This window comes from Herminiimonas sp. NPDC097707 (assembly GCF_044761395.1).
Classification (GTDB): Bacteria; Pseudomonadota; Gammaproteobacteria; order Burkholderiales; family Burkholderiaceae_D; genus Oxalicibacterium.
The window spans coordinates 1,934,766-1,958,277 of record NZ_JBIWCI010000001.1; the positions used below are offsets into that span (position 1 = coordinate 1,934,766).

At 56.7% G+C, this 23,512-nt stretch carries 22 protein-coding genes and 1 other RNA gene; 6 read left to right on the plus strand and 17 right to left on the minus strand.

Features of this window, described 5'->3' with window-relative positions:
* Positions 1-7: 7 nt before the first annotated feature.
* From ACIQW9_RS09330 to rnpB, 15 genes are all read right to left on the minus strand, one after another.
* Positions 8-1,012: a D-alanine--D-alanine ligase gene (locus ACIQW9_RS09330; protein WP_402335794.1), complete on the minus strand. Its 1,005-nt coding sequence runs from the start codon at positions 1,010-1,012 to the stop codon at positions 8-10.
* 2 nt (positions 1,013-1,014) lie between these two features.
* Entirely contained in the window at positions 1,015-2,424 is a 1,410-nt protein-coding gene (murC, locus tag ACIQW9_RS09335; RefSeq protein WP_402335797.1) for a UDP-N-acetylmuramate--L-alanine ligase, read from the minus strand.
* Positions 2,421-3,497, minus strand: coding sequence for an undecaprenyldiphospho-muramoylpentapeptide beta-N-acetylglucosaminyltransferase (murG, locus tag ACIQW9_RS09340; protein WP_402335799.1), 1,077 nt, complete (start codon positions 3,495-3,497; stop codon positions 2,421-2,423). Before murG ends, murC begins: the two co-directional genes overlap by 4 nt.
* Positions 3,494-4,702 (minus strand): putative lipid II flippase FtsW, encoded by a 1,209-nt coding sequence (gene ftsW / locus ACIQW9_RS09345; protein ID WP_402335802.1) that lies wholly within the window; start codon positions 4,700-4,702, stop codon positions 3,494-3,496. The genes murG and ftsW overlap by 4 nt, the downstream gene beginning before the upstream one ends.
* Positions 4,699-6,195 (minus strand): UDP-N-acetylmuramoyl-L-alanine--D-glutamate ligase, encoded by a 1,497-nt coding sequence (gene murD, locus ACIQW9_RS09350; RefSeq protein WP_402335804.1) that lies wholly within the window; start codon positions 6,193-6,195, stop codon positions 4,699-4,701. Before murD ends, ftsW begins: the two co-directional genes overlap by 4 nt.
* A 23-nt stretch (positions 6,196-6,218) precedes the next feature.
* A complete protein-coding gene (gene mraY, locus ACIQW9_RS09355; RefSeq protein WP_402335806.1) occupies positions 6,219-7,388 on the minus strand; it encodes a phospho-N-acetylmuramoyl-pentapeptide-transferase in 1,170 nt (389 codons plus the stop codon).
* Position 7,389: 1 nt separating this feature from the next.
* On the minus strand, positions 7,390-8,757 hold the full coding sequence (murF, locus tag ACIQW9_RS09360; protein ID WP_402335808.1) for a UDP-N-acetylmuramoyl-tripeptide--D-alanyl-D-alanine ligase: 1,368 nt from the start codon (positions 8,755-8,757) through the stop codon (positions 7,390-7,392).
* Positions 8,757-10,283, minus strand: a complete 1,527-nt coding sequence (locus ACIQW9_RS09365; protein WP_402335811.1) for a UDP-N-acetylmuramoyl-L-alanyl-D-glutamate--2,6-diaminopimelate ligase — start codon at positions 10,281-10,283, stop codon at positions 8,757-8,759. The genes murF and ACIQW9_RS09365 overlap by 1 nt, the downstream gene beginning before the upstream one ends.
* Positions 10,283-12,052 (minus strand): peptidoglycan D,D-transpeptidase FtsI family protein, encoded by a 1,770-nt coding sequence (locus ACIQW9_RS09370; RefSeq protein ID WP_402335814.1) that lies wholly within the window; start codon positions 12,050-12,052, stop codon positions 10,283-10,285. Before ACIQW9_RS09370 ends, ACIQW9_RS09365 begins: the two co-directional genes overlap by 1 nt.
* Positions 12,049-12,321: a cell division protein FtsL gene (gene ftsL / locus ACIQW9_RS09375; RefSeq protein WP_402335817.1), complete on the minus strand. Its 273-nt coding sequence runs from the start codon at positions 12,319-12,321 to the stop codon at positions 12,049-12,051. Before ftsL ends, ACIQW9_RS09370 begins: the two co-directional genes overlap by 4 nt.
* Positions 12,318-13,283 (minus strand): 16S rRNA (cytosine(1402)-N(4))-methyltransferase RsmH, encoded by a 966-nt coding sequence (gene rsmH / locus ACIQW9_RS09380; protein ID WP_402337968.1) that lies wholly within the window; start codon positions 13,281-13,283, stop codon positions 12,318-12,320. Before rsmH ends, ftsL begins: the two co-directional genes overlap by 4 nt.
* Positions 13,284-13,290: 7 nt before the next feature.
* Positions 13,291-13,719, minus strand: coding sequence for a division/cell wall cluster transcriptional repressor MraZ (gene mraZ / locus ACIQW9_RS09385; RefSeq protein WP_402337971.1), 429 nt, complete (start codon positions 13,717-13,719; stop codon positions 13,291-13,293).
* 447 nt (positions 13,720-14,166) lie between these two features.
* Positions 14,167-14,664, minus strand: a complete 498-nt coding sequence (locus tag ACIQW9_RS09390; RefSeq protein ID WP_402335820.1) for a DUF4124 domain-containing protein — start codon at positions 14,662-14,664, stop codon at positions 14,167-14,169.
* Positions 14,665-14,744: 80 nt separating this feature from the next.
* The gene (locus tag ACIQW9_RS09395; protein ID WP_011872192.1) at positions 14,745-14,897 is read right to left on the minus strand and encodes a DUF3096 domain-containing protein; all 153 of its coding nucleotides are present in this window, start codon (positions 14,895-14,897) and stop codon (positions 14,745-14,747) included.
* Between the two features lie 180 nt (positions 14,898-15,077).
* Positions 15,078-15,400, minus strand: an RNA gene (gene rnpB, locus ACIQW9_RS09400) — RNase P RNA component class A.
* Positions 15,401-15,510: 110 nt separating this feature from the next.
* Here rnpB and ACIQW9_RS09405 point away from each other — a divergent pair.
* The 4 genes from ACIQW9_RS09405 (at position 15,511) to ACIQW9_RS09420 (ending at position 19,650) form a co-directional block, all read left to right on the plus strand.
* Positions 15,511-16,923 carry a PLP-dependent aminotransferase family protein gene (locus tag ACIQW9_RS09405; RefSeq protein WP_402335823.1) on the plus strand — a complete coding sequence of 471 codons (1,413 nt, stop codon included), beginning with the start codon at positions 15,511-15,513 and terminating at the stop codon, positions 16,921-16,923.
* Between the two features lie 316 nt (positions 16,924-17,239).
* A complete protein-coding gene (locus ACIQW9_RS09410; RefSeq protein ID WP_402337974.1) occupies positions 17,240-17,905 on the plus strand; it encodes a c-type cytochrome in 666 nt (221 codons plus the stop codon).
* Between the two features lie 27 nt (positions 17,906-17,932).
* A complete protein-coding gene (locus ACIQW9_RS09415) occupies positions 17,933-19,222 on the plus strand; it encodes a c-type cytochrome (protein WP_402335825.1) in 1,290 nt (429 codons plus the stop codon).
* A 2-nt stretch (positions 19,223-19,224) separates the two neighbouring features.
* Positions 19,225-19,650, plus strand: coding sequence for an NINE protein (locus ACIQW9_RS09420; protein ID WP_402335828.1), 426 nt, complete (start codon positions 19,225-19,227; stop codon positions 19,648-19,650).
* A 57-nt stretch (positions 19,651-19,707) separates the two neighbouring features.
* On the opposite strand, the gene ACIQW9_RS09425 is transcribed toward ACIQW9_RS09420, so the two are convergent.
* Together ACIQW9_RS09425 and ACIQW9_RS09430 are read right to left on the minus strand one after the other, a co-directional pair.
* Positions 19,708-20,433, minus strand: coding sequence for an LrgB family protein (locus tag ACIQW9_RS09425; protein WP_402335831.1), 726 nt, complete (start codon positions 20,431-20,433; stop codon positions 19,708-19,710).
* Positions 20,430-20,762, minus strand: a complete 333-nt coding sequence (locus tag ACIQW9_RS09430; protein WP_402335833.1) for a CidA/LrgA family protein — start codon at positions 20,760-20,762, stop codon at positions 20,430-20,432. Before ACIQW9_RS09430 ends, ACIQW9_RS09425 begins: the two co-directional genes overlap by 4 nt.
* Before the next feature lie 427 nt (positions 20,763-21,189).
* Here ACIQW9_RS09430 and ACIQW9_RS09435 point away from each other — a divergent pair, with 427 nt between their 5' ends.
* Entirely contained in the window at positions 21,190-22,461 is a 1,272-nt protein-coding gene (locus tag ACIQW9_RS09435; RefSeq protein WP_402335836.1) for a serine hydrolase, read from the plus strand.
* A 266-nt stretch (positions 22,462-22,727) separates the two neighbouring features.
* Positions 22,728-23,432, plus strand: coding sequence for a hypothetical protein (locus ACIQW9_RS09440; RefSeq protein WP_402335838.1), 705 nt, complete (start codon positions 22,728-22,730; stop codon positions 23,430-23,432).
* The last annotated feature ends 80 nt before the right edge of the window (positions 23,433-23,512 follow it).

The following is a 23,512-nucleotide window of genomic DNA, read 5'->3' on the forward strand; positions in this document are numbered from 1 at the left end:
GCGCGCTCTATCGTCCCTGTTCTTGTAACTGCTTGTTTGATGACGGTTTCAATTCGGTTTTTGCGGACCGCAAAATCTCTATGCACAAATCCTCATAACCGGTGCCTGCCACCTTGGCCGACATCGGTACCAGCGAATGGCTGGTCATGCCGGGCGACGTATTGATCTCCAGCAGGAAAGGCTCATTGTCCGATTCGCGCACCATGAAATCGACGCGCGACCAGCCAGTGCAGCCCACCGCATTGAATGCACTGACTGCCAATGCCTGCACGCGTTTCGTGAAAGCTTCGTCAAAAGGCGCCGGGCACAGGTATTCGGTATCGTTGCTGAAGTACTTGTGTTCGTAATCGTAGTTGCCTTGCGGCGCGCGTATCTCGACGATGGGCAAGGCGCGTGCGTTGCGACCGCTGCCGATCACCGGCACCGTCAGCTCGCGTCCCTTGACGAACTGCTCGACCAACACCACCGTCTCGTACTTTGCGCACAAGTCAAAACCGGCCTGCATGCCATCCGCCGTTTCGACCTTGGCAATACCGATGGTCGATCCTTCATGCGGTGCTTTCAGCATCAGCGGCAAACCGAATTCCGCTGCTACCGATTGCAACTGTGCGGCACTGGTCGTCTCTGCATCCAGCACTGTAAACTTGGGTGTAGGCACGCCATGACTCAGGCAGACGCGCTTGGTCATCACTTTATCCATCGAGATAGCCGACGCCATCACGCCCGGGCCGGTGTACGGAATGCCCAATTGCTCCAGCGCGCCCTGCAAGGTGCCGTCTTCGCCATAGCTGCCGTGCAAGGCTATGAACACGCGATCGAATTTCTCCGCTGCCAATTCAGCCAGACTGCGCTCGGCCGGATCGAAGGCATGTGCATCCACGCCTTTGCTTTGCAGCGCCGCCAGCACCCCCTTGCCCGACATCAGCGAGACTTCGCGCTCGGCAGAACGGCCGCCGAACAGCACGCCGACCTTGCCGAATTCCGCTTTCAAATTTTGTACTGTTGTCGTCATGTTTATACCTGATCCTGCATCTGCTTCAACTTGGCCGGTACACCGCTGATCGAACCTGCACCCATCGTAATCACGACATCGCCATCCCTGACGATGTTCATGATGGTTGCCGGCATGTCGACTATGTGCTCAACGAATACCGGATCGACCTTGCCCGCCACACGCAGCGCATGCGCCAGCGTACGACCGTCGGCGGCAACGATAGGCTGTTCGCCGGCCGCATAAACTTCTGCCAGCAACAACATGTCGGTCGTCGATAACACCTTGACGAAATCCTCGAACAGATCGCGTGTGCGGGTATATCGATGCGGCTGAAATGCCAGCACCAGCCGGCGACCCGGATAAGCGCCTCGCGCTGCGGAGATCGTGGCTGCCGTTTCCACCGGGTGATGGCCGTAATCGTCCACCAAGGCAAACGAGCCAGAAGGTTTGTCGTTGACAGCCGGAATGCTTATTTCTCCATAGCGCGTAAAGCGGCGTCCCACACCATTGAATTCGGTCAGCGCTTTTTGCGTTGCATGATCGGACACACCCAATTCGCGTGCAATCGCAATTGCGGCGCAAGCGTTCTGCACGTTATGCATGCCGGGCTGATTCAGGCTCACCTGCATAGGTGCATAACCATCCTGAATGACCGTGAACTGCATATGGCCGTTCACCGCTTTGGCATCGACAGCGCGCACCATGGCATCTTCATGAAAACCATAAGTCGTGATCAGCTTGGAAATGCGCGGCATGATTTCGCGCACGGTCGCATCGTCCAGACACAGCACCGCGACACCGTAAAACGGCAGGCGCTGCGTGAATTCGACGAAGGCTTGCTTGAGTTTTTCAAAGTCGTGTTCATACGTTTCCATATGATCGGCATCGATATTCGTGATGACTTCAATCACCGGCGACAGATTCAGGAAAGAAGCATCGGATTCATCCGCTTCCGCCACGATGAATTCACCGGTACCGAGTTTGGCATTGGCGCCTGCGCTGTTCAGCAAGCCGCCGATCACGAACGTCGGGTCCAGCCCGCCTTCGGCCAATACGCTGGCGACCAGGCTGGTCGTCGTGGTCTTGCCATGCGTGCCGGCAATCGCAATGCCACGTCGCAAACGCATCAGTTCGGCCAGCATCATCGCGCGCGGCACGATAGGGATATGTTTTTCACGCGCCGCAACCACTTCCGGATTGTCCTGCTGCACTGCGGTCGATGTCACGATCGCATCGGCACTGGCGATGTTTTCTGCTGCATGTCCGAGTGTCACCTTGGCGCCCAGCTCAACCAGGCGGCGCGTCGCCGCATTGCTGCCCAGATCGGAGCCGGAAATGGTGTAGCCGAGATTCAGCAACACCTCTGCGATGCCGCTCATCCCGCTGCCGCCGATACCGACGAAATGGATATTTTTGACTTTGTGCTTCATGTGTTTTTCACTAACTTTTCAAGTACATCGGCGATGGCGGCATTCGCATCGCGCCGGCCGTTTGCATACGCTGCTTCGGCCATCTGTTTACATTTTTCACGCGTCATGTTTTGCAGCAGGTCCGCCAGACCTTGCGCCGTCAATCCGCTTTGCGGCAAATGAATCGCCGCCTGTTGCTGCTCCATCCAGCGCGCGTTGTCGCGCTGATGCGTGGTGGTCGATACCAGCAAAGGCACCAGTACGCTGGCAACACCGGCGGCCGTCAACTCGGAAACGGTGATGGCACCCGCGCGGCAGATCACCAGATCCGCATCCGCATAGCGACGCGGCATGTCGTCGATAAAATCCACCACTTCCGCCGCCACTTCGGCTTGCGCATAGCGCGCACGCAAGTCATCGATATTTTTCTTGCCGGACTGATGCGTCACCAGCGGACGTTGCTCCGTCGGGATCAAGGCCAGTGCTGCCGGCAGTGCCGCATTCAATGCCTGCGCGCCCAGACTGCCGCCCACCACCAGAATTTTCAAGGCACCGCTGTGCTGCGCATAGCGCTGTGCCGGCGGCATCAGCGCACTGATTTCTGCACGCACCGGATTACCTGTCACCAGTGCCTTGTCCGCAGCGTTGCCAAAATCTGCAGGGAAACCGAACAACACACGCTGCGCAATCGGCGTCAGCGTTTTGTTCGATAACAGCAAGGCGGCATCGGCATTCAGCAATACCAGCGGCACGCCGCGCAATTTCGCCATCCAGCCACCCGGCACCGTCACGTAACCACCCATACCCAGTACGACGCCGGGCTTGCGCCGCGCCAGAATCGAGAAGCAGGTACCGAAACTGGCCAGCAGGCGGAACACGCCAGTTACCGTATGGCGCAAGCCTTTGCCACGCAAACCGGAAAAGGCAATCGTGTCCATCGCAATACCGCTCTTCGGCACCAGATCGCGCTCCATGCCGTGCTCGGTGCCCAGCCACGTCACTTCCCAGCCGCGCGCCTGCATCGTGTCGGCAATCGCCAGACCCGGGAAAATGTGGCCGCCGGTACCGGCTGCCATGATCAGCAGCTTTTTCATATACGGCCGCCCCTCATCAACACTCGGTTCTCGTAATCGATGCGCAACAGAATCGCCAGGCCTATGCAATTGATCAGCACGCCGGAACCGCCGTAGCTCATCAGCGGCAAGGTCAAACCCTTGGTCGGCAGCAGGCCGAGATTGACGCCCATATTGATGAAAGCCTGCACGCCGATCCAGATACCGATTCCCTTGGCGACCAGGCCGGCGAAGGTCAAATCCATCGCAATCGCCTGTCGGCCGATTTCAAACGAGCGCTTGATGATCCAGTAGAACAGCGCGATCACCACAAAAACGCCGATAAAACCAAGTTCTTCACCGATCACTGCCAACAGAAAATCGGTATGCGCTTCCGGCAGGTAATGCAGTTTTTCAACACTGCCGCCCAAGCCGACACCGAACAACTCGCCGCGCCCGAACGCGATCAGCGAATGCGACAATTGATATGCCTTGCCGAGTGCGTTTTCTTCTTCCCACGGATTCAGATACGCAAAAATGCGCTCGCGGCGCCACGGCGACAGCAGGATCACCATGCTGAAAATACCGACCAGCGTCGCGCCTATGCCGCCGAACCAGATACCGTTGATGCCGCCCAAGAACAGAATGCCCATCGCGATGCAGACGATCACGCCAAAGGCGCCCAGATCCGGTTCCAGCAACAACAGCAAGCCGACGAAGCCGATCGCCAGCGTCATCGGCATGAAACCCTTGGTCAGCTTGTGCATCACCTGCTGCTTGCGCACCGTGTAATCGGCGGCGTACAGCACGACGAACAATTTCATCAATTCAGACGGCTGCAGATTGAAAACCTTGAATGACAGCCAGCGACGCGCACCGTTGACGCCCTTGCCGACGCCAGGCACCAGTACCAGCACCAGCAGAATCAGCGTCGCAACGAACAGGTAAGGCGCAAGTTTCTGCCAGGTTTCCATCCGCACGCGGAAAGCGAGCAAACCGGCAATCAGCGATACGCTGATAAACATCGCCTGCCGCGTCACGAAATGCGCATTGTCGTAACGTGCGTACTTGGGCGAATCGGGCAAGGAGATCGAAGCCGAATACACCATCACCATGCCAAACAGCATCAGCAACACCACGACCCATACCAAAGGCTGGTCGTAGGCCATCATCTTCGAGCGCTGGTCGAGACTGGTCACGGCTTTTTTTGCCGCTGCTCCGGAGAATGATGGGAAGGCGAATTTCATAGTGCAACCTCGCCACGCGACAAACCGATTTCGCGCACCGCATCGACAAACACCTGCGCGCGATGCGCATAATTCCTGAACATATCGAGACTGGCGCAGGCCGGCGACAGCAACACGGCGTCGCCAGTCTGCGCCAGCTCTGCCGCCTTCTGCGTCGCCTCTTCCAGCGTCGTGCAATCGATCAGTTCAACTCCGGTAGCTGCAATCGCAGCACGGATAATTGCCGCATCCTTGCCGATCAACACAACGGCGCGCGCATATTTCGCAACCGGATCGGCCAGCGGTGAAAAATCCTGTCCCTTGCCATCGCCGCCCGCGATCAACACCAGATGCTGGGTAGCGCCATCCTGGCTGACGCCCAAACCATTCAATGCAGCGACCGTCGCACCCACATTGGTGCCTTTGCTGTCATCGTAATAATCGACGCCGACGATCGTCATCACGTGCTCGACGCGATGCGGTTCGCCATGATATTCGCGCAAGCCATGCAGCAATTGCGCAAACGACAAGCCGATCGCGCGACACAGAGCCAGCGCTGACAAGGCATTGATTGCATTGTGCTGACCGCGGATTTTGAGTGCGTCCACCGGCATCAATTTTTTCGTCGAGATCGCCAGTTCGACGTTCTCTTTCTTGCGGCGTTTTTGCGGCAGCTCTTCTTCCGCTACGGCTACCGACAGCCAGCGCATGCCGTTTTCATCGGCCAGGCCAAAGCAATTCGCCTGCTCTGCTTCATCGGCGCCGAAAGTAATGACGGCAGCAGATGGCAAAGCCATTTGCATGACCCGGCCATCGTCGCGATTGAGTACGCGTACCGTGTTGCTGCCGAAAATGCGCGCCTTGTCATCAGCATAGGCAGCCATATCACCATGCCAGTCCAGATGATCTTGCGTCAGATTCAATACCGTCGCCACATCTGCCTGCAGGCTATAAGTAAAGTGCAACTGGAAGCTCGACAATTCCAGCACCCACACTTGCGGCAATTGATCGTCGGCCACCGCCTGATCGAGCCTGTCCAGTGCGGCCGGACTGATGTTGCCGGCGACCTGCACGCTCAATCCGGCGCGCTGACACAACAAGCCGACCAGACTGGTGACGGTCGTCTTGCCATTGGTGCCGGTAATCGCGATGACTTTCGGCGCGTAATTTTTTTCTTCCTTCAGCGCCGCCAGCGCCTGCGCAAACAATTCGATTTCACCCCACAGCGGAATTTCCTTTTCCTCCGCAGCAGGAATGAGCGCCGCCAGTTCACGCTCAGGCATCAGGCCCGGGCTGACGGCAACGAAATCGATACCATCGAGCAATGCAGCATCGAAAGTGCCGGCAATGAATTCCGCCGTCGGCGCCAGTTCACGCAATTGCGGCAAACGATCCGGTTGCGCGCGCGTATCCGCCACGCGCAGCGACGCGCCGCAGCGGACCAGCCACTGCGCCATCGCCAGCCCGGATTCACCGAGCCCCAGCACCAGAACATGTTTACCTGCGTAATTCATCTTTATATGGTTCTCTAATACGCTTAGCGTAATTTCAATGTGGATAAACCGAACAGCACCAGCATCATCGTGATGATCCAGAAACGCACGACAACTTGCGTTTCCTTCCAGCCTTTTTGTTCAAAGTGGTGGTGCAGCGGCGCCATCAGCAAGATGCGGCGGCCGGTGCCGGTGCGCATCTTCGTATATTTAAAGTAGGCCACCTGAATCATCACCGACAGCGTTTCCACCACGAACACGCCGCCCATGATGAAGAGCACGATTTCCTGCCGCACGATGACGGCAATGGTGCCGAGCGCGCCGCCCAGCGCCAGTGCGCCTACATCGCCCATGAACACTTGCGCCGGATGTGCGTTGAACCAGAGAAAAGCCAGGCCTGCGCCTGCCATCGCACCGCAGAAAATGATCAGTTCGCCAGCGCCCGGGATATGCGGAATGAACAGATATTTTGCGTAATTCGCACTGCCGGTCAGGTAGGCAAACAAGCCCAGTGCCGTGCCGACCATCACGGTCGGCATGATCGCCAAGCCATCCAGACCGTCAGTCAGGTTGACTGCATTGCTGGTGCCGACGATGACGAAATACGTCAGTGCGATAAAGCCCCAGACACCCAGCGGATAGCTGATGGTTTTGAAGAATGGCACGATCAAATCCGCTTTCGGCGGCAAGTCCATGCTGAAACCCGATTGCACCCAGGCGACGAACAGATCGAGGAATTGCGAATTGCTCGGCGCAGAAACGGAAAACGCCAGATAGACAGCCGCGAACAAACCGATAATCGATTGCCACATGTATTTTTCACGCGAGGCCATGCCCTTGGGATCCTTGTAGACCACCTTGCGGTAATCATCGACCCAGCCCACGGCGCCGAAACCCAGCGTCACGATCAGCACAACCCAGACGAAACGATTGCTGAGATCGGTCCACAGCAGCGTCGAAATACCAATCGCCAGCAAAATCAATACGCCACCCATCGTCGGCGTACCGCTTTTGATCAGATGCGTTTGCGGCCCGTCGGTACGCACAGCTTGCCCGACCTTCAGGCGCTGCAGCATGCGGATGACCATTGGGCCGAAAAACAGACCGATAGCCAGCGCCGTCAAGGTCGCAAACACGGCGCGAAAGGTAATGAAATTGAAGACCCGCAACGGTCCGATTTCATCCTGGAAATGTTGTGCCAGCCAGAGCAGCATATTAGTGGGCTTCCTGAGTTTGTTGTCCGAGTAGATGCTGAACCACGCGCTCCATTTTCATGAAACGCGATCCTTTCACCAGCACCGTTGCATCTGCCGCGAAGATCGCTGCGAGTGCGTCGTTTAATGTTTCCACGTTGTCGTAATGCTGCGCGCCGGCACCGAATGCACTGGCGGTATGACGCGCCAGTTCACCCAGCGTGAGCACATGTTCAATCCCGTTGGCGCGCGCATAGGCGCCGATTTCTTCGTGATATTGACGGCCATCGTTGCCGACTTCGCCCATATCGCCCAGCACCAGAATGCGCGGCGATGCCGTTTGCGCCAGCACATCGATGGCTGCACGCACCGAATCCGGATTGGCGTTGTAGGTATCGTCGATCACCAATGCGCCACTGGCGGCAATCTTGCGTTGCAGGCGTCCGCTGACCGGCGCAAAGGCTTGCAGGCCACGCACGATCGCCTCCGGTGCAATACCGATTGCCAGTGTGCAGGCAATCGCGGCCAGCGCATTACGCACGTTGTGCACACCGGCAGCCGATAGTGCGATGGTAAATTTTTGCTTGTCTGCAGTGACCGACATATCACTGCCGAACACGTTAGCGGTATAAGTGCAACGCACATCCGCATCGGCTGAAAAACCGAAAGTCAACGTCTTGCGCTGTGCTGCGTATCCACGCCACAGCGGCGTAAATGGATCGTCAGCCGGAAACACGGCCGTGTCATCTGCCGGCAAGCTGGCAAGTACTGCGCCATTTTCCTTCGCGACAGCTTCCACGCTTTCCATGAATTCCTGATGCTCGCGCTGCGCGTTATTCACCAGTCCTACAGTTGGCTGCGCAATCGCCGACAGCACGGCGATTTCGCCGGGATGATTCATGCCCAGCTCAATCACTGCTGCCTTGCAAGTTGCATTCAAACGCATCAGCGTCAACGGCACGCCGATGTCGTTATTGAAGTTGCCGCGCGTCGCCAGATAATTGTCAGTACCGAACGCGGCATCGAGAATCGCGGCGATCATTTCCTTGACGGTGGTCTTGCCATTGCTGCCGGTCACGCCTATCAACGGCAAGTTGAATTGCCGGCGCCAGTAGCTAGCCATCTCGCCGAGCGCAATGCGTGTATCCGGCACGATCAGTGCAGGAACATTCAAGCCGGCCGGAATTGTTTCCGCAACGACAGCAGCGACCTTGCGTTCTGCCACTTGCGGCAGGAAAGCATGCGCATCGAAACGTTCGCCGCGCAAGGCGACGAACAAATTGCCGGCGGCGACATTGCGACTGTCGGTCGACACGCCGTCGAATGCGGCATCGCTGGTCACGGTCGAATTCCTGATCGCGGTCTGGAGCAGATTCAAGGTGGCTTTCATCAGTTCGCTCCCTGCATCACGCGCGCAGACAAAGCCAGTGCCGCATGATCGGCATCAAGGAAAGGCTGCTTGCGTCCCTTGATTTCCTGATACGCCTCGTGGCCTTTGCCGGCCAGCAGGATGACATCCTGTTTTGCTGCATGCCGGCCTGCATACAGAATCGCCTTCGCACGATCTTCCATGATGTGCGGCGCATTTTTCCCGGCATCCATACCGGCCACAATTTGCGCAATGATGCTGGCCGGCTCTTCGTGACGCGGATTGTCGCTGGTCACGATGATGTGATCCGCAGCCATGGCTGCCTTGCCCATTTGCGGACGCTTGCCTGCATCGCGATCGCCGCCGCAGCCGAATACGCACCACAATGCACCGCCGCGCTCGTTTGCCACCTCGCGCAGGGTTGCCAGGGTTTTTTCCAGTGCGTCCGGCGTATGTGCGTAATCGATCACGACCAGCGGCGCTTCACCGCCGCCGAGTTGCTGCATGCGGCCGGGAACGGATGTCAGCGCCTCGACTGCTGTGACCACATTGCTCAAGGCGATGCCCTTTGCCAGCAGGATGCCGATAAGGCCCAGCACATTGCTGACATTGAATTCGCCGACCAACTGCGTTTTAAGCTGCGTCACACCGAACTTCGATGTGAGCTGGAAGCTGGTGCCGGCATGCGTGCTGCGTATATCGCTGGCGTTGAGCAGGTCGATATCCGCAGCGCTTTGATTCGTCAATGTATAACCGGTGATGCCGATGCTAGGCTGCCTGCGTTTCAAACGTTCGACCAGACTCACACCCAGGGCGTCGTCCAGATTCACCACTGCGTGACGCAAGTCCGGCCAGTCGAACAGCATCGTCTTGGCTGCTTCATAAGCCGCCATATCGCCGTGATAGTCCAGATGATCGCGGGTGAAATTGGTGAACAGGGCCATATCGAAATGCATGCCGGACAAGCGTCCCTGATGCAAGCCGATCGACGATGCTTCAATCGCCAGCGCAGTAGCACCCGCATGACGCATATTCACCAGTTCGCGCTGCAGCAGCACGGCATCCGGTGTGGTGTAGCCGGTGACATTGAAGGCGCCGTGTTCGCCATGCTTGAATATGCCCACGCCTAGCGTACCGATCACGGCAGTCGGCTGCCCCAAACGCGACAAGGCATTGCCCAGCCATTGACTGCACGAGGTTTTGCCATTGGTGCCGGTGATGCCAACGGTAAACATCGCGCGATCCGGATGGCCGTAATAGGCAGCGGCGATGAAGCCCGCGCACGCTCTCAGATTGTCAACGGCCAGATGCGGCACATTCCATTCTTCATCCCAGTTGCAGCCGGCCGCGTCATACAGGATGGCTTGCGCACCGCGTTCGATGGCATCGGAAATATAGGCACGACCATCCGCTTCATCGCCTGGATAGGCAAGGAAGACATCGCCTTTTCCTATGCTGCGCGAATCGGAGGCCAATTCGGCCGCTGGCGCCGCAGCTTGCAACCATGCGAAAATTTCCGTCAATGCGGTGTTCGTCAGGGCGGACATTACATGTTCTCCTGAGCGGCATCGACCGGAATGATGATGTTGGTGACGCTGGAATCAGGCGCTACGTTCATCGAACGTAATGCGTTCGCCGTCACCGTCGAAAATATCGGGGCAGCAACCTGACCGCCGTAATGCTTGCCGACACTCGGTTCATCGACCATCACCGCAACGATGATGCGCGGATCGGAAACCGGCGCGAAGCCGACGAAAGACGCTACGTATTTTTTTACGTATTTCCCCTTTTCAATCTTGTAAGCAGTACCGGTTTTACCGGCTACGCGATAACCCGGCACCTGCGCCCGCGGTGCAGTACCGGTCGGACCGGCAGCCATCTCCAGCATGCCGCGCGTCAGGCGCGCATTTTTTTCACTGATCACGCGCTGACTGATGGGTTGGTCGCTGGAGCGCTGAAAGGTCAGCGGGATCATTTCGCCATCGCGCGCAAAAATCATGTAAGCGTGTGCGACCTGTAGCAAGGAAGTAGAAATGCCATGGCCGTAGCTCATGGTTGCCTGTTCGATAGGCCGCCACGATTTGTATGGGCGCACACGACCGGCCACCGCGCCGGGGAAGCCGACTTTTGGCTGCTGCCCGAATCCGACCGAAGTAAACATGTCCCACATTTCCTGCGGTTGCATTTCCAGCGCGATCTTGGCGGTACCGATGTTGGATGATTTTTCTATCACCTGCGACACGGACAACAATCCGCCGGCATGTGCATCGCCAATAGTGGCCGTGCCGATAGTCATTCTTCCCGGCGCAGTCTGGATCATCGTGTTCGGCGTGATGTGCTTGTTTTCCAGCGCCAGTGCGATGGTGAAAGGCTTGAGTGTCGAGCCTGGCTCGAAGGTATCGGTCAATACGCGATTGCGCAATTGCGCGCCGGTCAGCACCGAGCGGTTATTTGGATTGTAGGTCGGTAAATTGGCCAATGCCAGCACTTCGCCGGTTTTCGCATCGAGCACGACGATCCCGCCGGCTTTTGCCTTATGCAGTTCAACCGCCTCTTTTAATGCCGAGAATGCAATGTACTGAATCTTGCTGTCGATAGACAGGGTCAGATCCTTGCCATCGTGCGGCTCGCGCACCGATTCAATATCTTCGACGATACGTCCCAACCTGTCCTTGATGACGCGACGATTCCCGGTGACGCCGACCAGGGTTTTCTGGAACGCCAGCTCCATGCCTTCCTGTCCCTTGTCTTCCACATTGGTAAAGCCGACGATATGCGCCATGACTTCACCTTCCGGGTAGTAGCGCTTGTATTCCTTGCGGGTATCGATGCCGGCAATGCCGAGCTTGAGTATCTTGTCGACGGTATCCAGCTCAACCTGGCGCTTCAGATAAACGAAGCTGCGATCCGAATCCAGCTTGCGGCGCAGATCGCGCTCGCTCATATCCAGCAGTTTTGCCAATGCCTGCAGTTTTTCCTTGGGTGCTTCCAGCACATCGTCCGGAATCGCCCACACTGCGCGCACCGGAATCGAAGAAGCCAGCACCTGACCGTTGCGATCGGTAATCTTGCCGCGTGTAGCCGGCAATTCCAGCGTGCGCGCATAACGCGAAGCACCCTGCTTTTGCAGGAAATCGGTCGACATGCCCTGCAACCAGAGCGCACGTCCGGCCAAGGCCAGAAAGGCGGCGAAAATCAGAAACAGTACAACGCGCGAACGCCAGGCCGGCAGCTTCGTTGCCAGCACCGGATTGGAAGCGAACGGCACGCCTTTGGATGCGGCGGTGCGGGAAGTGCGCGATGTAGTGCGCGTCATTTCCCCCCCGTCGTCAGGTATTGCGTACTGGCAGGCGACACCGGCACCATGTGCAAATCGCGACGCGCATTGAATTCGATGCGGGAATGCTTGCCCAGCGTGGATTGATCAAGCTGCAGTTGCGACCATTCGATATCCAACTGACGCGCCTGCGCCTGCGCACGCTCAAGTTCGATGAACAGACGGCGGAATTGATAGTGCGCATTCACCACCGACAAGGCGCACACGACCAGAATGCAGGTGAGAAAAAAACTGATGCGCCCGCTCATGACGCCACTCCGGGAGTCGGCAGACGTTCGGCGACACGCATCACAGCCGAACGCGCGCGCGGATTGGCGCTGATTTCAGCCGCCGAAGGTTTTACCCGGGCAATCAGTTTCATTTCAGGTTGCGGCAGATCAACAGCACGAATCGGCAGGCGGCGGTCCGGCTGCGGCACATTGGCTTTGCTAGCCATGAACTGTTTAACGATGCGATCTTCCAGAGAATGAAAGCTGATCACAACCAATCTCCCATGCGGGGCCAGATGCCGATATGCCTCGTTCAGTACTACTTCGAGTTCTTCAAGCTCCTGATTGATGAAAATCCGGATAGCCTGAAAGGTACGAGTGGCCGGGTCTTTGCCCTTCTCGCGGGTTTTAACGGCGCGTGCCACGATCTCGGCAAGCTGTCGTGTGCTTGAAATTGGCTGGACTGCCCTGCCAGCAACAATCGCCTTTGCAATCTGAAAAGCAAACCGTTCTTCCCCATATTCTCGTATCACTTTCTCGATTTTTTGTTCAGTTTCCGTTGCCAGCCATTCCGCTGCCGATATGCCTCTGGTCGTATCCATGCGCATGTCCAGAGGGCCATCCGCACGAAAACTGAAACCACGCGCCGCATCATCGACCTGCGGCGATGATATCCCCAGATCCAGCAACACCCCATTCACCTGCGCTATACCGCGATCTGCCAATGCCGTACTCAAGGTTGCAAAACTGTCGTGCACGATAGCGAAACGCTTGTCTTCTATCGTGGCGGCATTCGCAATCGCCTGCGTATCCTTGTCGAACGCCAGCAGGCAGCCGTTTTCACCCAGATGCTGCAAAATGAGGCGACTATGACCGCCCCGTCCGAAGGTGCCATCGATGTACATGCCATTGGCACGTTCCCCGTCCAGCGCCAGCGCATCGACCGCCTCCTCCAGCAGCACCGTACGGTGCTGGTATTGCTGCACCGCTTCTACATTCATCACGGCGTCAGAAGGAAAAATCGTTTAGTACATCGGGCATACCGGCAGCGATCGCATCCGACTCGCTCTCAGCCAGCTTGGCCGCATCCCATATTTCAAAATGACCACCCATGCCCATCATCATCACGTCACGCGTCAGACCGGCTGCGGTACGCAGCTCAGGCGCGATCAGGATGCGACCGGCACTGTCGAAATCGACATCGGAGGCATTACCGAGAAAGATGCGTTGCCAGGAACGTGCGGCAATCGGCCATTTGGCAATCTCCTCGCGACGCTTTTCCCATACAGGACGCGGGAAGAGAAGCAAACAACCGTCAGGATGTTTGGTCAGGGTGATGCGCCCCTCGCATTGCAAAAGCAATGCGTCGCGATGCCGTGCTGGAATAGTCATCCGGCCTTTAGCATCGAGATTGAGAGAAGACGCGCCTTGAAACACCCTGAAATCCTTTTTTAGTATGCATTGCATGGTGAGGTGCATTTTGTTTGCGGCTAAAAACACCCACAAATAAACACTTTTTCACACTGCTGCCCACTTTAGAGGATGCTGTATACGCGGTCAAGCGATATTCAGGCCCCAAAACAAGGATTTTTTCAATGAAGTCAATGACTTAGCGCATTACATTGACGCAACACATTTGTTAAATAGCTCTAAGAATTAAGCACTTATGATTGACAGTGAAAGTGACACATCAAATAAACACATGTGTTTATTCAGTAAAAGAGGGGGAGGAAGTTCCTGCGAATTTATGTGATGAGCTTGAACATGTGCTGCTTTATCGGCATATCGCAACACAAAGCGGGGAAATGGTGCAACGGTCTGAGGTCGGGATTAGTCAGACACGAAATAGCATCCCCGCATTTCTCCAAGCCTACGTACTTGCTTTCAGGGCTCCAAATACTGGGGCGGCGACCCACATTGCTGCGAGGGATCTGGAACTGAGGTGCAATAGAGAAATGCCTCTTCCCGCACACGACCGCCTCGGCGCGGGCGGCCATCCGGCCCACGGAATACGAAAGGTGCGAAACACTCCTGACTCTCGCGATAGGCGCGCATCAATGCTTCGCATTCTGTCTCGCGCATACCAGAAGACGGGGTCAACTGACCGGCACTGGGCACCGGACTGGCAGGCTGCATTGCCTGAGCAGCCTCTTTTGCCTTTTGTTTTTCCCGCTCAGCACGCGTCCGTGCTTCCTGACGCTGGCTTTCAGTCAACTCCGACGCGCTGGTATCAACCTTGGTTGCCACGTTTTTATACCGTGCGGGCACGACATCGGAGACCTGCGTACGTCCGTTCTCATCTACCCACTGGTATATATCGGCCGCATGCGTATTTGAAAGAAGCAGCGTGCAAATGAACAAAAACGCTATCCGGATAGTCATGATTGCCTCATTTCTCTAGCAACGTAGTCAATACGATAAAACAATCACGCAAAACGCGTGTGTCAGTTCCGCCAGATCCCTTACTTCAAGAACGCGCCGGTGCCGAACAAGCCGATCAAGCCGATGACAATCAGGTAGATAGCCACGATCAAATTCAGCAGACGGGGCATCAATAAGATCAAAACGCCTGCAATGAGGGAAACCAGAGGGCCCAGAGTAATGTGCAAATTCATGGAAATTCCTTTTATTAAAATCATGCATCGAACGTGCATGTCGATCTAGCTTACCTTATCAGCATCGTGTGTTGCATTGAATGACAAGATTTTGCACGTACAAGGCAATTGCACTTCGACCGCAACAAGGGCCTTGCACAAAGAAAAAGGCGGTGCGAACAATCGCACCGCCTTTGTATAAGTTGAAGCAAGCCGATAGGCCGGATTCTGTTACGGCAAATGAGCAAGCCCATTTGCTATGACAACCATTCCTCTAGGCCGTGAATTACTCCACGGCTCAAGCTTTCTACCCGCACGCTCCGCGAGCAACGTCAACGCGTGCCTATTTGAAATTGCTCCAGGTGGAGGTTACCGCGTTTCACCGTAACTTAATACGCTCGTCTCTGTGGCCCTATTCCTCGCCTCGCGGCGGACGGCCGTTAACCGTCACCCTGCTCTATGGAGTCCGGACCTTCCTCCCGCCATCACCGAAATGACAGCCAGCGGTTGTCTTGGCCTGCTTCAGGCGTCATTGTAGTCCACTGTGCGGCGGGGAGTCTGAATAATGTCTTATCATGCACGCAGCCCGCGACATGAAAGTACGCTACCACTCTTCCAGATAAAGACAGACTGCATGAAACTGTACGAAACGCTGGCCGCCGATATTGCCCTATCCATACAGGAGGGCGTACTCCGCTTGGGCGACCGCCTGCCGTCCGTGCGACAAGCGAGTGCCAGTCGCGCCGTCAGTCCATCGACAGTATTCCAGGCGTATTACCTGCTGGAAGCGCGCGGCCTGATTCGTGCGCGCGAGCGCTCCGGTTATTACGTGGTCGGCGATGTCCGCAAATTGCCGCCGGAACCGGAACAGGCGTCGCAACCGGATGAAGATTCCTCTCCGGTCGATATCAGCGAACTTGTGTTTGAAGTACTGGAATCATCCAAAATGCGTGACGTGGTGCCGCTCGGCTCCGCCTTTCCCAGCCCCCTGCTGTTCCCGCTGGCGCGACTGGCAAAAGCCATGGCATCCAGCGTGCAGCAACTCGACCCGTGGAGCACGGTCGATGACCTGACACCGGGCAATCCGCAATTGCGCCGCCAGATCGCCTTGCGTTATCTGACCGATGGCCTGCATGTGCAGCCCGATGAAATCGTCATCACCAACGGCGCGCTCGATGCCCTGAATCTGTGTCTGATGGCAGTCACGCGCCCCGGCGACGCGGTACTGGTTGAGTCGCCAACCTTTTACGCAGCACTGCAATCGCTGGAGCGTAATGGCTTGCAGGCGATAGAAGTGCCGACCCATCCGCGCGAAGGCATGGATCTCGCAGCACTGGCACGCGTGCTGGAACGGCACCAGCCGAAAGCCTGCTGGCTGATGACCAACTTCCAGAATCCGCTCGGCAGCCTGATGCCGGATGAAAAGAAACGCGATCTGGTGGCCTTGCTATCGCAGCACGACATCCCGCTGATCGAAGACGATGTATATGGCGAACTGTATTTCGGCGACAAGCGGCCGACGCCTGCCAAAGCCTACGATACCAAAGGCCTGGTCATGCACTGCTCGTCGTTTTCCAAATGCCTGGCGCCCGGCTATCGCGTCGGCTGGGCGGCGCCGGGACGCTATACACGCGCTGTCGCCCGCCACAAATTAACCACCACGCTGGCCGCCTCGGCACCGGCACAGGCGGCGCTCGCCACCTATCTGGAAAAAGGCGGCTACGACCGGCACTTACGCCAGTTGCGACACACGCTAGCGCTGCAGCAAACGCAATTCATGGAAGCCATCGCGCGCTACTTCCCGCCTGGCACACAAGCTACGCGACCCAAGGGCGGTTATTTTCTGTGGGTGGAATTACCGCAGGCGGTCAATGCCTTGACGCTGCACCGGCAAGCGCTATCGCACGGCATCAGCATTGCACCGGGGCCGATTTTTTCTGCACATCAGGGTTTTAGCAATTGCATACGCCTGAATTACGGTCATACATGGGATGCACGCACCGAAGCCGCACTGGCAACACTAGGCCAACTGGTACAAAACGCGTGAAGACTTCAAGCGTGCGCATCGAATCAATTTGATCCGATTCCAATATCGTTTTTTCAAACTGCTCCGGTTTTTTATTCCCTTTCTGATTCTGGATAAAACGGACGTTCGCCTTTACCCTTGCAGTATCATGGTGAAAATTCAATCAGCAGCAGCGCCGCAACACATCGGATTACCGTAGTGTGCTTGAAGATTATTATCAAAAAATGTACAAAGTCGCCAAGCCGGCGTTTGCCTGGAAACCCATAAAATGAGTGATCTGTTCACCATGCGCGCCACCTACTTCACGTTCGCCACATCCATCGTCATCTCTTGTTTCATGCTGGGCAGCGCTGGCGCCGCCGGCGTTGACGCTGGCAAGATTCCCGACACCATCGCCCAACGCGTCGCCGCCTGCGTCGTCTGTCACGGCAAGGAAGGCCGCGCCGGCAGCGATGGCTATTACCCGCGCATTGCTGGCAAGCCGGCCGGCTATCTATATAACCAGCTGATCAATTTCCGCGACGGCAAACGCACGTATCCGGTCATGACGGCGATGCTGGAAAACATGTCGGATGCCTATCTGCGCGAGATTGCCCAATATTTTTCTGACCAGCATCCGCCGTATCCGGAGCCGCAGCCTACGCAATCGAATCCGGTCGAACGCGAACGTGGTCGCGTGCTCGTGCATGATGGCGACAAGGCCAAAGGCATCCCTGCCTGCGTCGCCTGCCACAGCGCAAAAATGACTGGCACTGCACCGGCGATTCCCGGCCTGATCGGCTTGCCGCGCGACTATCTGCTGGGTCAGATCGGTGCCTGGAAAATCGGCACGCGTCATGCCGCCGCACCGGATTGCATGGCAGAGATCGTGAAGAAAATGAGTGCGACCGACATCAGTGCCGTCACTGCCTGGCTATCCGAGCAGCGTGTACCGGCCGATGCATCGCCGGCTCCTGCACTCAAAACCAGACTCCCGCTGGAATGCGGCAAGCTGGCACCGTAAAAGCAAAACGCAGAAACAACGAAAACGATGAAACGAAAATATGTGTGGCGCACCCTAGCGCTGTTGTTGACCGTCCTGATCATTGCCGCCATCTGGCTCATCCTGGGCAACCGCAATCCCGATCTGGATCAGCCATCGGTGCCGCCGGCCAATCCCGATGAACAAATCAGGCAGGGCGAATATCTGGCACGCATCGGCAATTGCATGAGCTGCCATACTGCACGTGGCGGCGAATCCTATGCCGGCGGCCGCGCCGTTCCCACGCCCTTCGGCAACATCTACACTTCCAACCTGACGCCGGATGCAGAAACCGGCCTCGGCAAATGGAGCAATGCCGATTTCTGGCAAGCCATGCACGATGGCAAATCGAAAGACGGCAGTCTGCTGTACCCGGCCTTCCCGTACACGAATTACACCAGAGTCACGCGCGCCGATTCGGATGCAATCTTCGCCTATCTGCAAACCTTGCCGACGGTACAGAAAAAAAATATTGCGCCTGAATTGCGCTTCCCTTACGACAATCGCGCGCTGTTATATGTGTGGCGCGCGCTGTATTTCCGCCCCGGTCAATATGCGAATGAGGACAAGCAATCGGTGGAATGGAATCGCGGCGCCTATCTGGCACAAGGTTTAGGTCATTGCAGCGCCTGCCATTCGCCGCGTGATTCCTTCGGCGGTACAGATATGAAAAGCGAACTCGGCGGCGGCATGATTCCGGTCCTGAACTGGTACGCACCTCCATTGAACGGCGACAAGGAAACCAGTCTCGGCAATTGGGAAGTCGAACACCTGGCAGCCCTGATGAAAACCGGCGTGGCACCGCAGCGTTCCGTCAGCGGCCCGATGGCTGAAGTCGTTGCAGGCAGTTTGCAGCACATGCACAAGGACGATGCACATGCGCTGGCGGGCTACCTGAAATCCTTGCCGCAACAAAGCGCCGCACCACTGGTGGCCGCTGAAACCATGCGCGAAGAAAGCAAGCAGGCGATGATCGATGCTGGCGCCAAGCTGTATGAAGATCAATGCATCAGCTGCCATCAGGCATCCGGCAAAGGTGTGCCGTCGATTTATCCGGCGCTGGCCGGCAGCCGCGCCATCACCACGCCAGTCGCCACCAATGCCATACGCATGGTGCTGTACGGCGGTTATGCGCCAAGCACCGGCGGCAATCCGCGCCCATACGGCATGCCGCCATTCGGCCAGTCGATGACGGATGAAGAAGTCGCGGCAGTCGTTACCTATATTCGCAACGCGTGGGGCAATCAGGGCACTGCCATCTTGCCAAACGACGTCAACCGCTATCGTTCACGCCATTGAATATGACCAATACTTCTCACAAAAACAAGACACTGGCGACCCTGCTCGCCGTCGTGCTCGGCGGCCCCGGCATACATCGCTTCTATCTGTACGGCTTCAGGGATTTCTGGGCGTGGAATTATGTTGCCGCGTTTTTTCTGTTTGTCTGTGCGCTCGTGCTGGCACAAGGGCCGCATACGCTTGGCATCACTCTGCTGACGCTATTCCCAATCTCCATCTTTGCCGGATGGATAGAAGCCATGGTCATCGGCCTGACGCCGGATAAGAAATGGGATGCCAGACACAATGCCAACTCGGCGCGCTCATCTGCGTCCGGCTGGCTCTTGATCCTGTTGCTGGTACTGACCTTTGCCTGCGGCTTTACCACCTTCATAGTCTGCATCGCACGCGCAACCGATCTGTTCCTGACCGGCGGCGCATTCGGCTGAGAATTCAGCTGGAACTTGCAGCCTCACGTTTGTCTGCAGACGTGAGGCACTGTCACCCTAGAAAACGCCCAGCAGCTTCAGCACAAACGGCAACAACAAGGCCGTCAATATCCCCGACAGCCCCATAGCCAGGCCGGAAAAAGCCCCAGCCTCCTCACTGACCTGAAACGCACGTGCAGTACCAACGCCGTGCGCAGTGGCGCCCAACGCAAAGCCGCAAGTCGTATCATCGGAAATTTTCATCAGCTTGAAAATGTAGTGCGAGATACCAGCGCCGAAAATGCCGGTCAGCATGACCATCACAGCGGTCAGTGTCGGCAAGCCGCCGATTTTTTCGGTAATCCCCATTGCAATCGGAATCGTCACCGACTTCGGCGCCATCGACAGTATCGTCAATCGCGATGCACCCAATGCCCACGCCAAACTCATTGCACACGTAATCGCCGCCGCGCCGCCGATCAAGGAACCCGCCAGCAAGGCGAACCAGTTACGCTTCAATTTTTCGATTTGCAGATACAGCGGAATCGCCAATGCAACCGTCACCGGCCCCAGCAGAAAATGTACGAACTGTGCACCGTCGAAATAGGTTTTGTACGGCGTATTGCTGACATACAGCACCAGCACCAGTAGCGCCACCGAAATTGCCACCGGATTGGCGAGCGCGCTGCGACCGGTTTTTTCATAGACCAGATTCGCGATGCGATAAGCCAGCAAAGTCGCGGTCAGCCACAACAGCGGCGAACCGGCCAGATAAACCCAGACTGTATTCAGGTTCGGCATCATTTCTTCAACCTTTGAATAACTGCTGCAGTAACGACGATGGAAACCACGGTGCTGACAATCAATGCGACCGCAATCGGCATCCACTCCTCGGCAATCCGGTGCACGTGCACGCTGATGCCGACGCCTGCCGGCACAAACAGCAAAGCCATATGCGATAACAATTGCGAAGAAGTCGGCGCCAGTTTGGCGGCCGTATTTTTCTTTACGATCAGATAAGCCAGCAGCAACAGCATGCCGATGACCGGTCCGGGAACCGGCAGCCCCAGCAGATAAACCAGGCCTTCGCCCATGGTTTGGAAGATGAGCAGAATCAGAAGTGTATTCAGCATGGGCAATCGAAAAAAGAGAGAAGGTGTACGAAGTTAGCAAGACTGGCACCGGTTCAGAAATATACCTGCCTTGCCATCCTGCGTATCGTATCAGCCGTTGAGAAAAATCACGGTGCAGATTCGATGAATTCTTTTCAGCGATGGCTCTCGCCCGATGGATTTTCAGTCAGTCGTAGTTTGCATACATCGTGGAACAATGCTTCGGCATCCGCCGCACAATAAACAAAGTTATCCTGATTCCGGGAGTAAGATTGCACGAATCTGCACGCATGCAAGTGTTGGCCCATCATCGACAACACGGTACGGGTTCATCCATGGCACCTGAAAAATTCAGGCAAAAATGTGACTTTGAGAGGAAATGCATATGGCCCGCAATAATCTTTCCCGACGCATGACGTGCGCGCTCCTCCTTTGCAGTATCGGATGCATGCCCGCGACGTGGGCTGCCGACACGCCCGCGCCGCCTGACGCCTTTGCCAGTGATCCGGCCAGGCTCGGCTGGATGGTCGGTTCGCCACCGCCGCCTGATCGCATCGTCCGTTTTGAAGATGGCAGCTATTGGAACTTCCCGGCCTTGCGCTGGAGCGCATCCAACTTCCGTCAGTTGATGCCGACCGTGAATACTTCGCGCGGACTGGCTGCGCCGGTACCGCTGCCGCGCACCTTGCGTGCCGACATAGACGCCATACGCTTCACGCCCATAGGCGCAAGCAAATCCATGACCTGGAAGGAATCGCTCGCCGCCAACTATACGGACGGCATCGTGGTCCTGCATCGCGGACGCATCGTGTATGAACACTATTCCGGCGTGCTGAAGGCAGATGGACAGCATGGTGCCATGTCGGTCACGAAATCCGTCATCGGCACACTCGGCGCGACCCTGGTCGCCGAAGGCCGTCTTGACGCCAGCAAACGCGTGGCCGAATACATTCCGGAGCTCGCCCAATCCGCTTTTGGCAATGCCACCTTGCGCCAGATACTGGACATGACCACGGCACTGAAATACAGCGAGGATTATGCAGACCCGGAGGCCGAGGTCTGGGCGCATGCGCAAGCAGGCAATCCACTGCCCAAACCGAAGGATTACACCGGCCCGCGCAATTACTATGAGTCGCTGCAGCGCATACAAGCGCAAGGACAGCATGGCACGGCCTTCGCCTACAAGACCGTCAATACGGATGTGCTGGGCTGGATCATCGCGCGCGTGACCGGGCGCTCAGTGGCGGAACTGCTGTCCGAGCGCATCTGGCAAAAGCTGGGCGCAGAACAGGATGCCTATTTCACTGTCGACTCCATCGGCACACCTTTCGCCGGTGGCGGATTGAATACGGGTCTGCGCGATCTGGCGCGCTTTGGCGAAATGCTGCGTAACAACGGCAAGTTCAACGGGCAGCAGATCATACCGAAGGCAGTGGTCGACGATATACGTCGCGGCGGCGACAAGGAGTTATTTTCCAAAGGCGGATACCCGCTACTGCAAGGCTGGAGCTACCGCAATATGTGGTGGGTGACGCATGATGAAGACGGCGCTTTCACGGCCCGCGGTGTACATGGACAGAGAATCCATATAGATCCGAAAGCAGAAATGGTCATCGTGCGTTATGCCTCGCACCCGGTTGCCGGCAATGCGGCAAACGATCCAACGACGCTGCCGGCTTTTAACGCACTGGCACAACATCTGAAAAAACTACCACGCTAGTTTTGCCGTAGATACGATGCGATCTGCCAAACCCGGCAGATCGCGCAAACAGACTACACAAGCCGGCTGTCTTGCAAAACAGTCGGCTACATGCGCTCGAATATGCCGGCTGCCCCCATACCGGTACCCACGCACTGCAAACGTGCACACATGTGTGCGCCATGATGAACCGAAGTGTTCCTGCCACTTTCGCATATGATGAGCACCTTCCTGCAAGCGACATCAGGCGCACATGCAGGTAATTAATTTTTGGCGTGTGTAAAAAAATGACGATCATCGAACTACCATTTCGCGCAACAACGGAACAGGCTTGCGGCTGGCTGGCGCAGCAGACCGGCACGCCATGGACCTTGGCGCGCATGCTGGAGCATGGCTTGACGCCCTACGTCTGGCTGGATTATGACGCCGCCTATCCGGCGCTGTTCGGTGATGCGAACGGTGGTTATGCAGCGCCGATTTTTTTCGAGGACGATACGCGGCGACTTGCCGCCGGCAGCGAAGACGTACTCATCACGATCACGAAAGACGCCTACAAGATAGTGACGCAACTGCCGCCACCGGGCTTTCGCAGGGCTTTGCATGAGTTGCGTTTCCTGAAAAAGGATCTCGAGCACTTGGTCAAAAAACTCAAGCGCGAGGCTGAACCAGTCAAAGTTGAGGAAGTCAGGGAATCACAGGTCGGCATCAACAGGGAGGAGGTGTTGATCGCATTTTCCAGCCTGGTAAAAATCGATCTGGAACAAGCCCTGGCCAGTGGCGGCGGCATATTCGGCGATGAGGGCGCAAGGATTAAAGGCAGCGGAAAAAAGGCCAGGAACAAGACTGTGTGGAATCCGGTCACGCTGGCGCTGGGATTGAATGATGTGTATCGGGTACCGATGTCACATTTAAAAAGGTCCTTCAATACGCATGCGTTCTTGTACGCATGGACTGTGGAATGGGAGCATACGCTGGCGCTGCTGGGGAAATAACGTGCGCTTGCGAGATGCAAGTGCGCAGTCTGCAACTTGAACGGGATGCTGCCACAAGCGTAGCAGCAACATCCTCATCC

Coding starts and splice junctions, on each gene's coding strand:
- ACIQW9_RS09330 (WP_402335794.1), bottom strand. CDS start 1,012: ATGACGACAACAGTACAAAATTTGAAAGCGGAATTCGGCAAGGTCGGC.
- murC (WP_402335797.1), bottom strand. CDS start 2,424: ATGAAGCACAAAGTCAAAAATATCCATTTCGTCGGTATCGGCGGCAGC.
- murG (WP_402335799.1), bottom strand. CDS start 3,497: ATGAAAAAGCTGCTGATCATGGCAGCCGGTACCGGCGGCCACATTTTC.
- ftsW (WP_402335802.1), bottom strand. CDS start 4,702: ATGAAATTCGCCTTCCCATCATTCTCCGGAGCAGCGGCAAAAAAAGCC.
- murD (WP_402335804.1), bottom strand. CDS start 6,195: ATGAATTACGCAGGTAAACATGTTCTGGTGCTGGGGCTCGGTGAATCC.
- mraY (WP_402335806.1), bottom strand. CDS start 7,388: ATGCTGCTCTGGCTGGCACAACATTTCCAGGATGAAATCGGACCGTTG.
- murF (WP_402335808.1), bottom strand. CDS start 8,757: ATGAAAGCCACCTTGAATCTGCTCCAGACCGCGATCAGGAATTCGACC.
- ACIQW9_RS09365 (WP_402335811.1), bottom strand. CDS start 10,283: ATGTCCGCCCTGACGAACACCGCATTGACGGAAATTTTCGCATGGTTG.
- ACIQW9_RS09370 (WP_402335814.1), bottom strand. CDS start 12,052: ATGACGCGCACTACATCGCGCACTTCCCGCACCGCCGCATCCAAAGGC.
- ftsL (WP_402335817.1), bottom strand. CDS start 12,321: ATGAGCGGGCGCATCAGTTTTTTTCTCACCTGCATTCTGGTCGTGTGC.
- rsmH (WP_402337968.1), bottom strand. CDS start 13,283: ATGAATGTAGAAGCGGTGCAGCAATACCAGCACCGTACGGTGCTGCTG.
- ACIQW9_RS09390 (WP_402335820.1), bottom strand. CDS start 14,664: ATGACTATCCGGATAGCGTTTTTGTTCATTTGCACGCTGCTTCTTTCA.
- ACIQW9_RS09395 (WP_011872192.1), bottom strand. CDS start 14,897: ATGAATTTGCACATTACTCTGGGCCCTCTGGTTTCCCTCATTGCAGGC.
- ACIQW9_RS09405 (WP_402335823.1), top strand. CDS start 15,511: ATGAAACTGTACGAAACGCTGGCCGCCGATATTGCCCTATCCATACAG.
- ACIQW9_RS09410 (WP_402337974.1), top strand. CDS start 17,240: ATGCTGGGCAGCGCTGGCGCCGCCGGCGTTGACGCTGGCAAGATTCCC.
- ACIQW9_RS09415 (WP_402335825.1), top strand. CDS start 17,933: ATGAAACGAAAATATGTGTGGCGCACCCTAGCGCTGTTGTTGACCGTC.
- ACIQW9_RS09420 (WP_402335828.1), top strand. CDS start 19,225: ATGACCAATACTTCTCACAAAAACAAGACACTGGCGACCCTGCTCGCC.
- ACIQW9_RS09425 (WP_402335831.1), bottom strand. CDS start 20,433: ATGATGCCGAACCTGAATACAGTCTGGGTTTATCTGGCCGGTTCGCCG.
- ACIQW9_RS09430 (WP_402335833.1), bottom strand. CDS start 20,762: ATGCTGAATACACTTCTGATTCTGCTCATCTTCCAAACCATGGGCGAA.
- ACIQW9_RS09435 (WP_402335836.1), top strand. CDS start 21,190: ATGCCCGCGACGTGGGCTGCCGACACGCCCGCGCCGCCTGACGCCTTT.
- ACIQW9_RS09440 (WP_402335838.1), top strand. CDS start 22,728: ATGACGATCATCGAACTACCATTTCGCGCAACAACGGAACAGGCTTGC.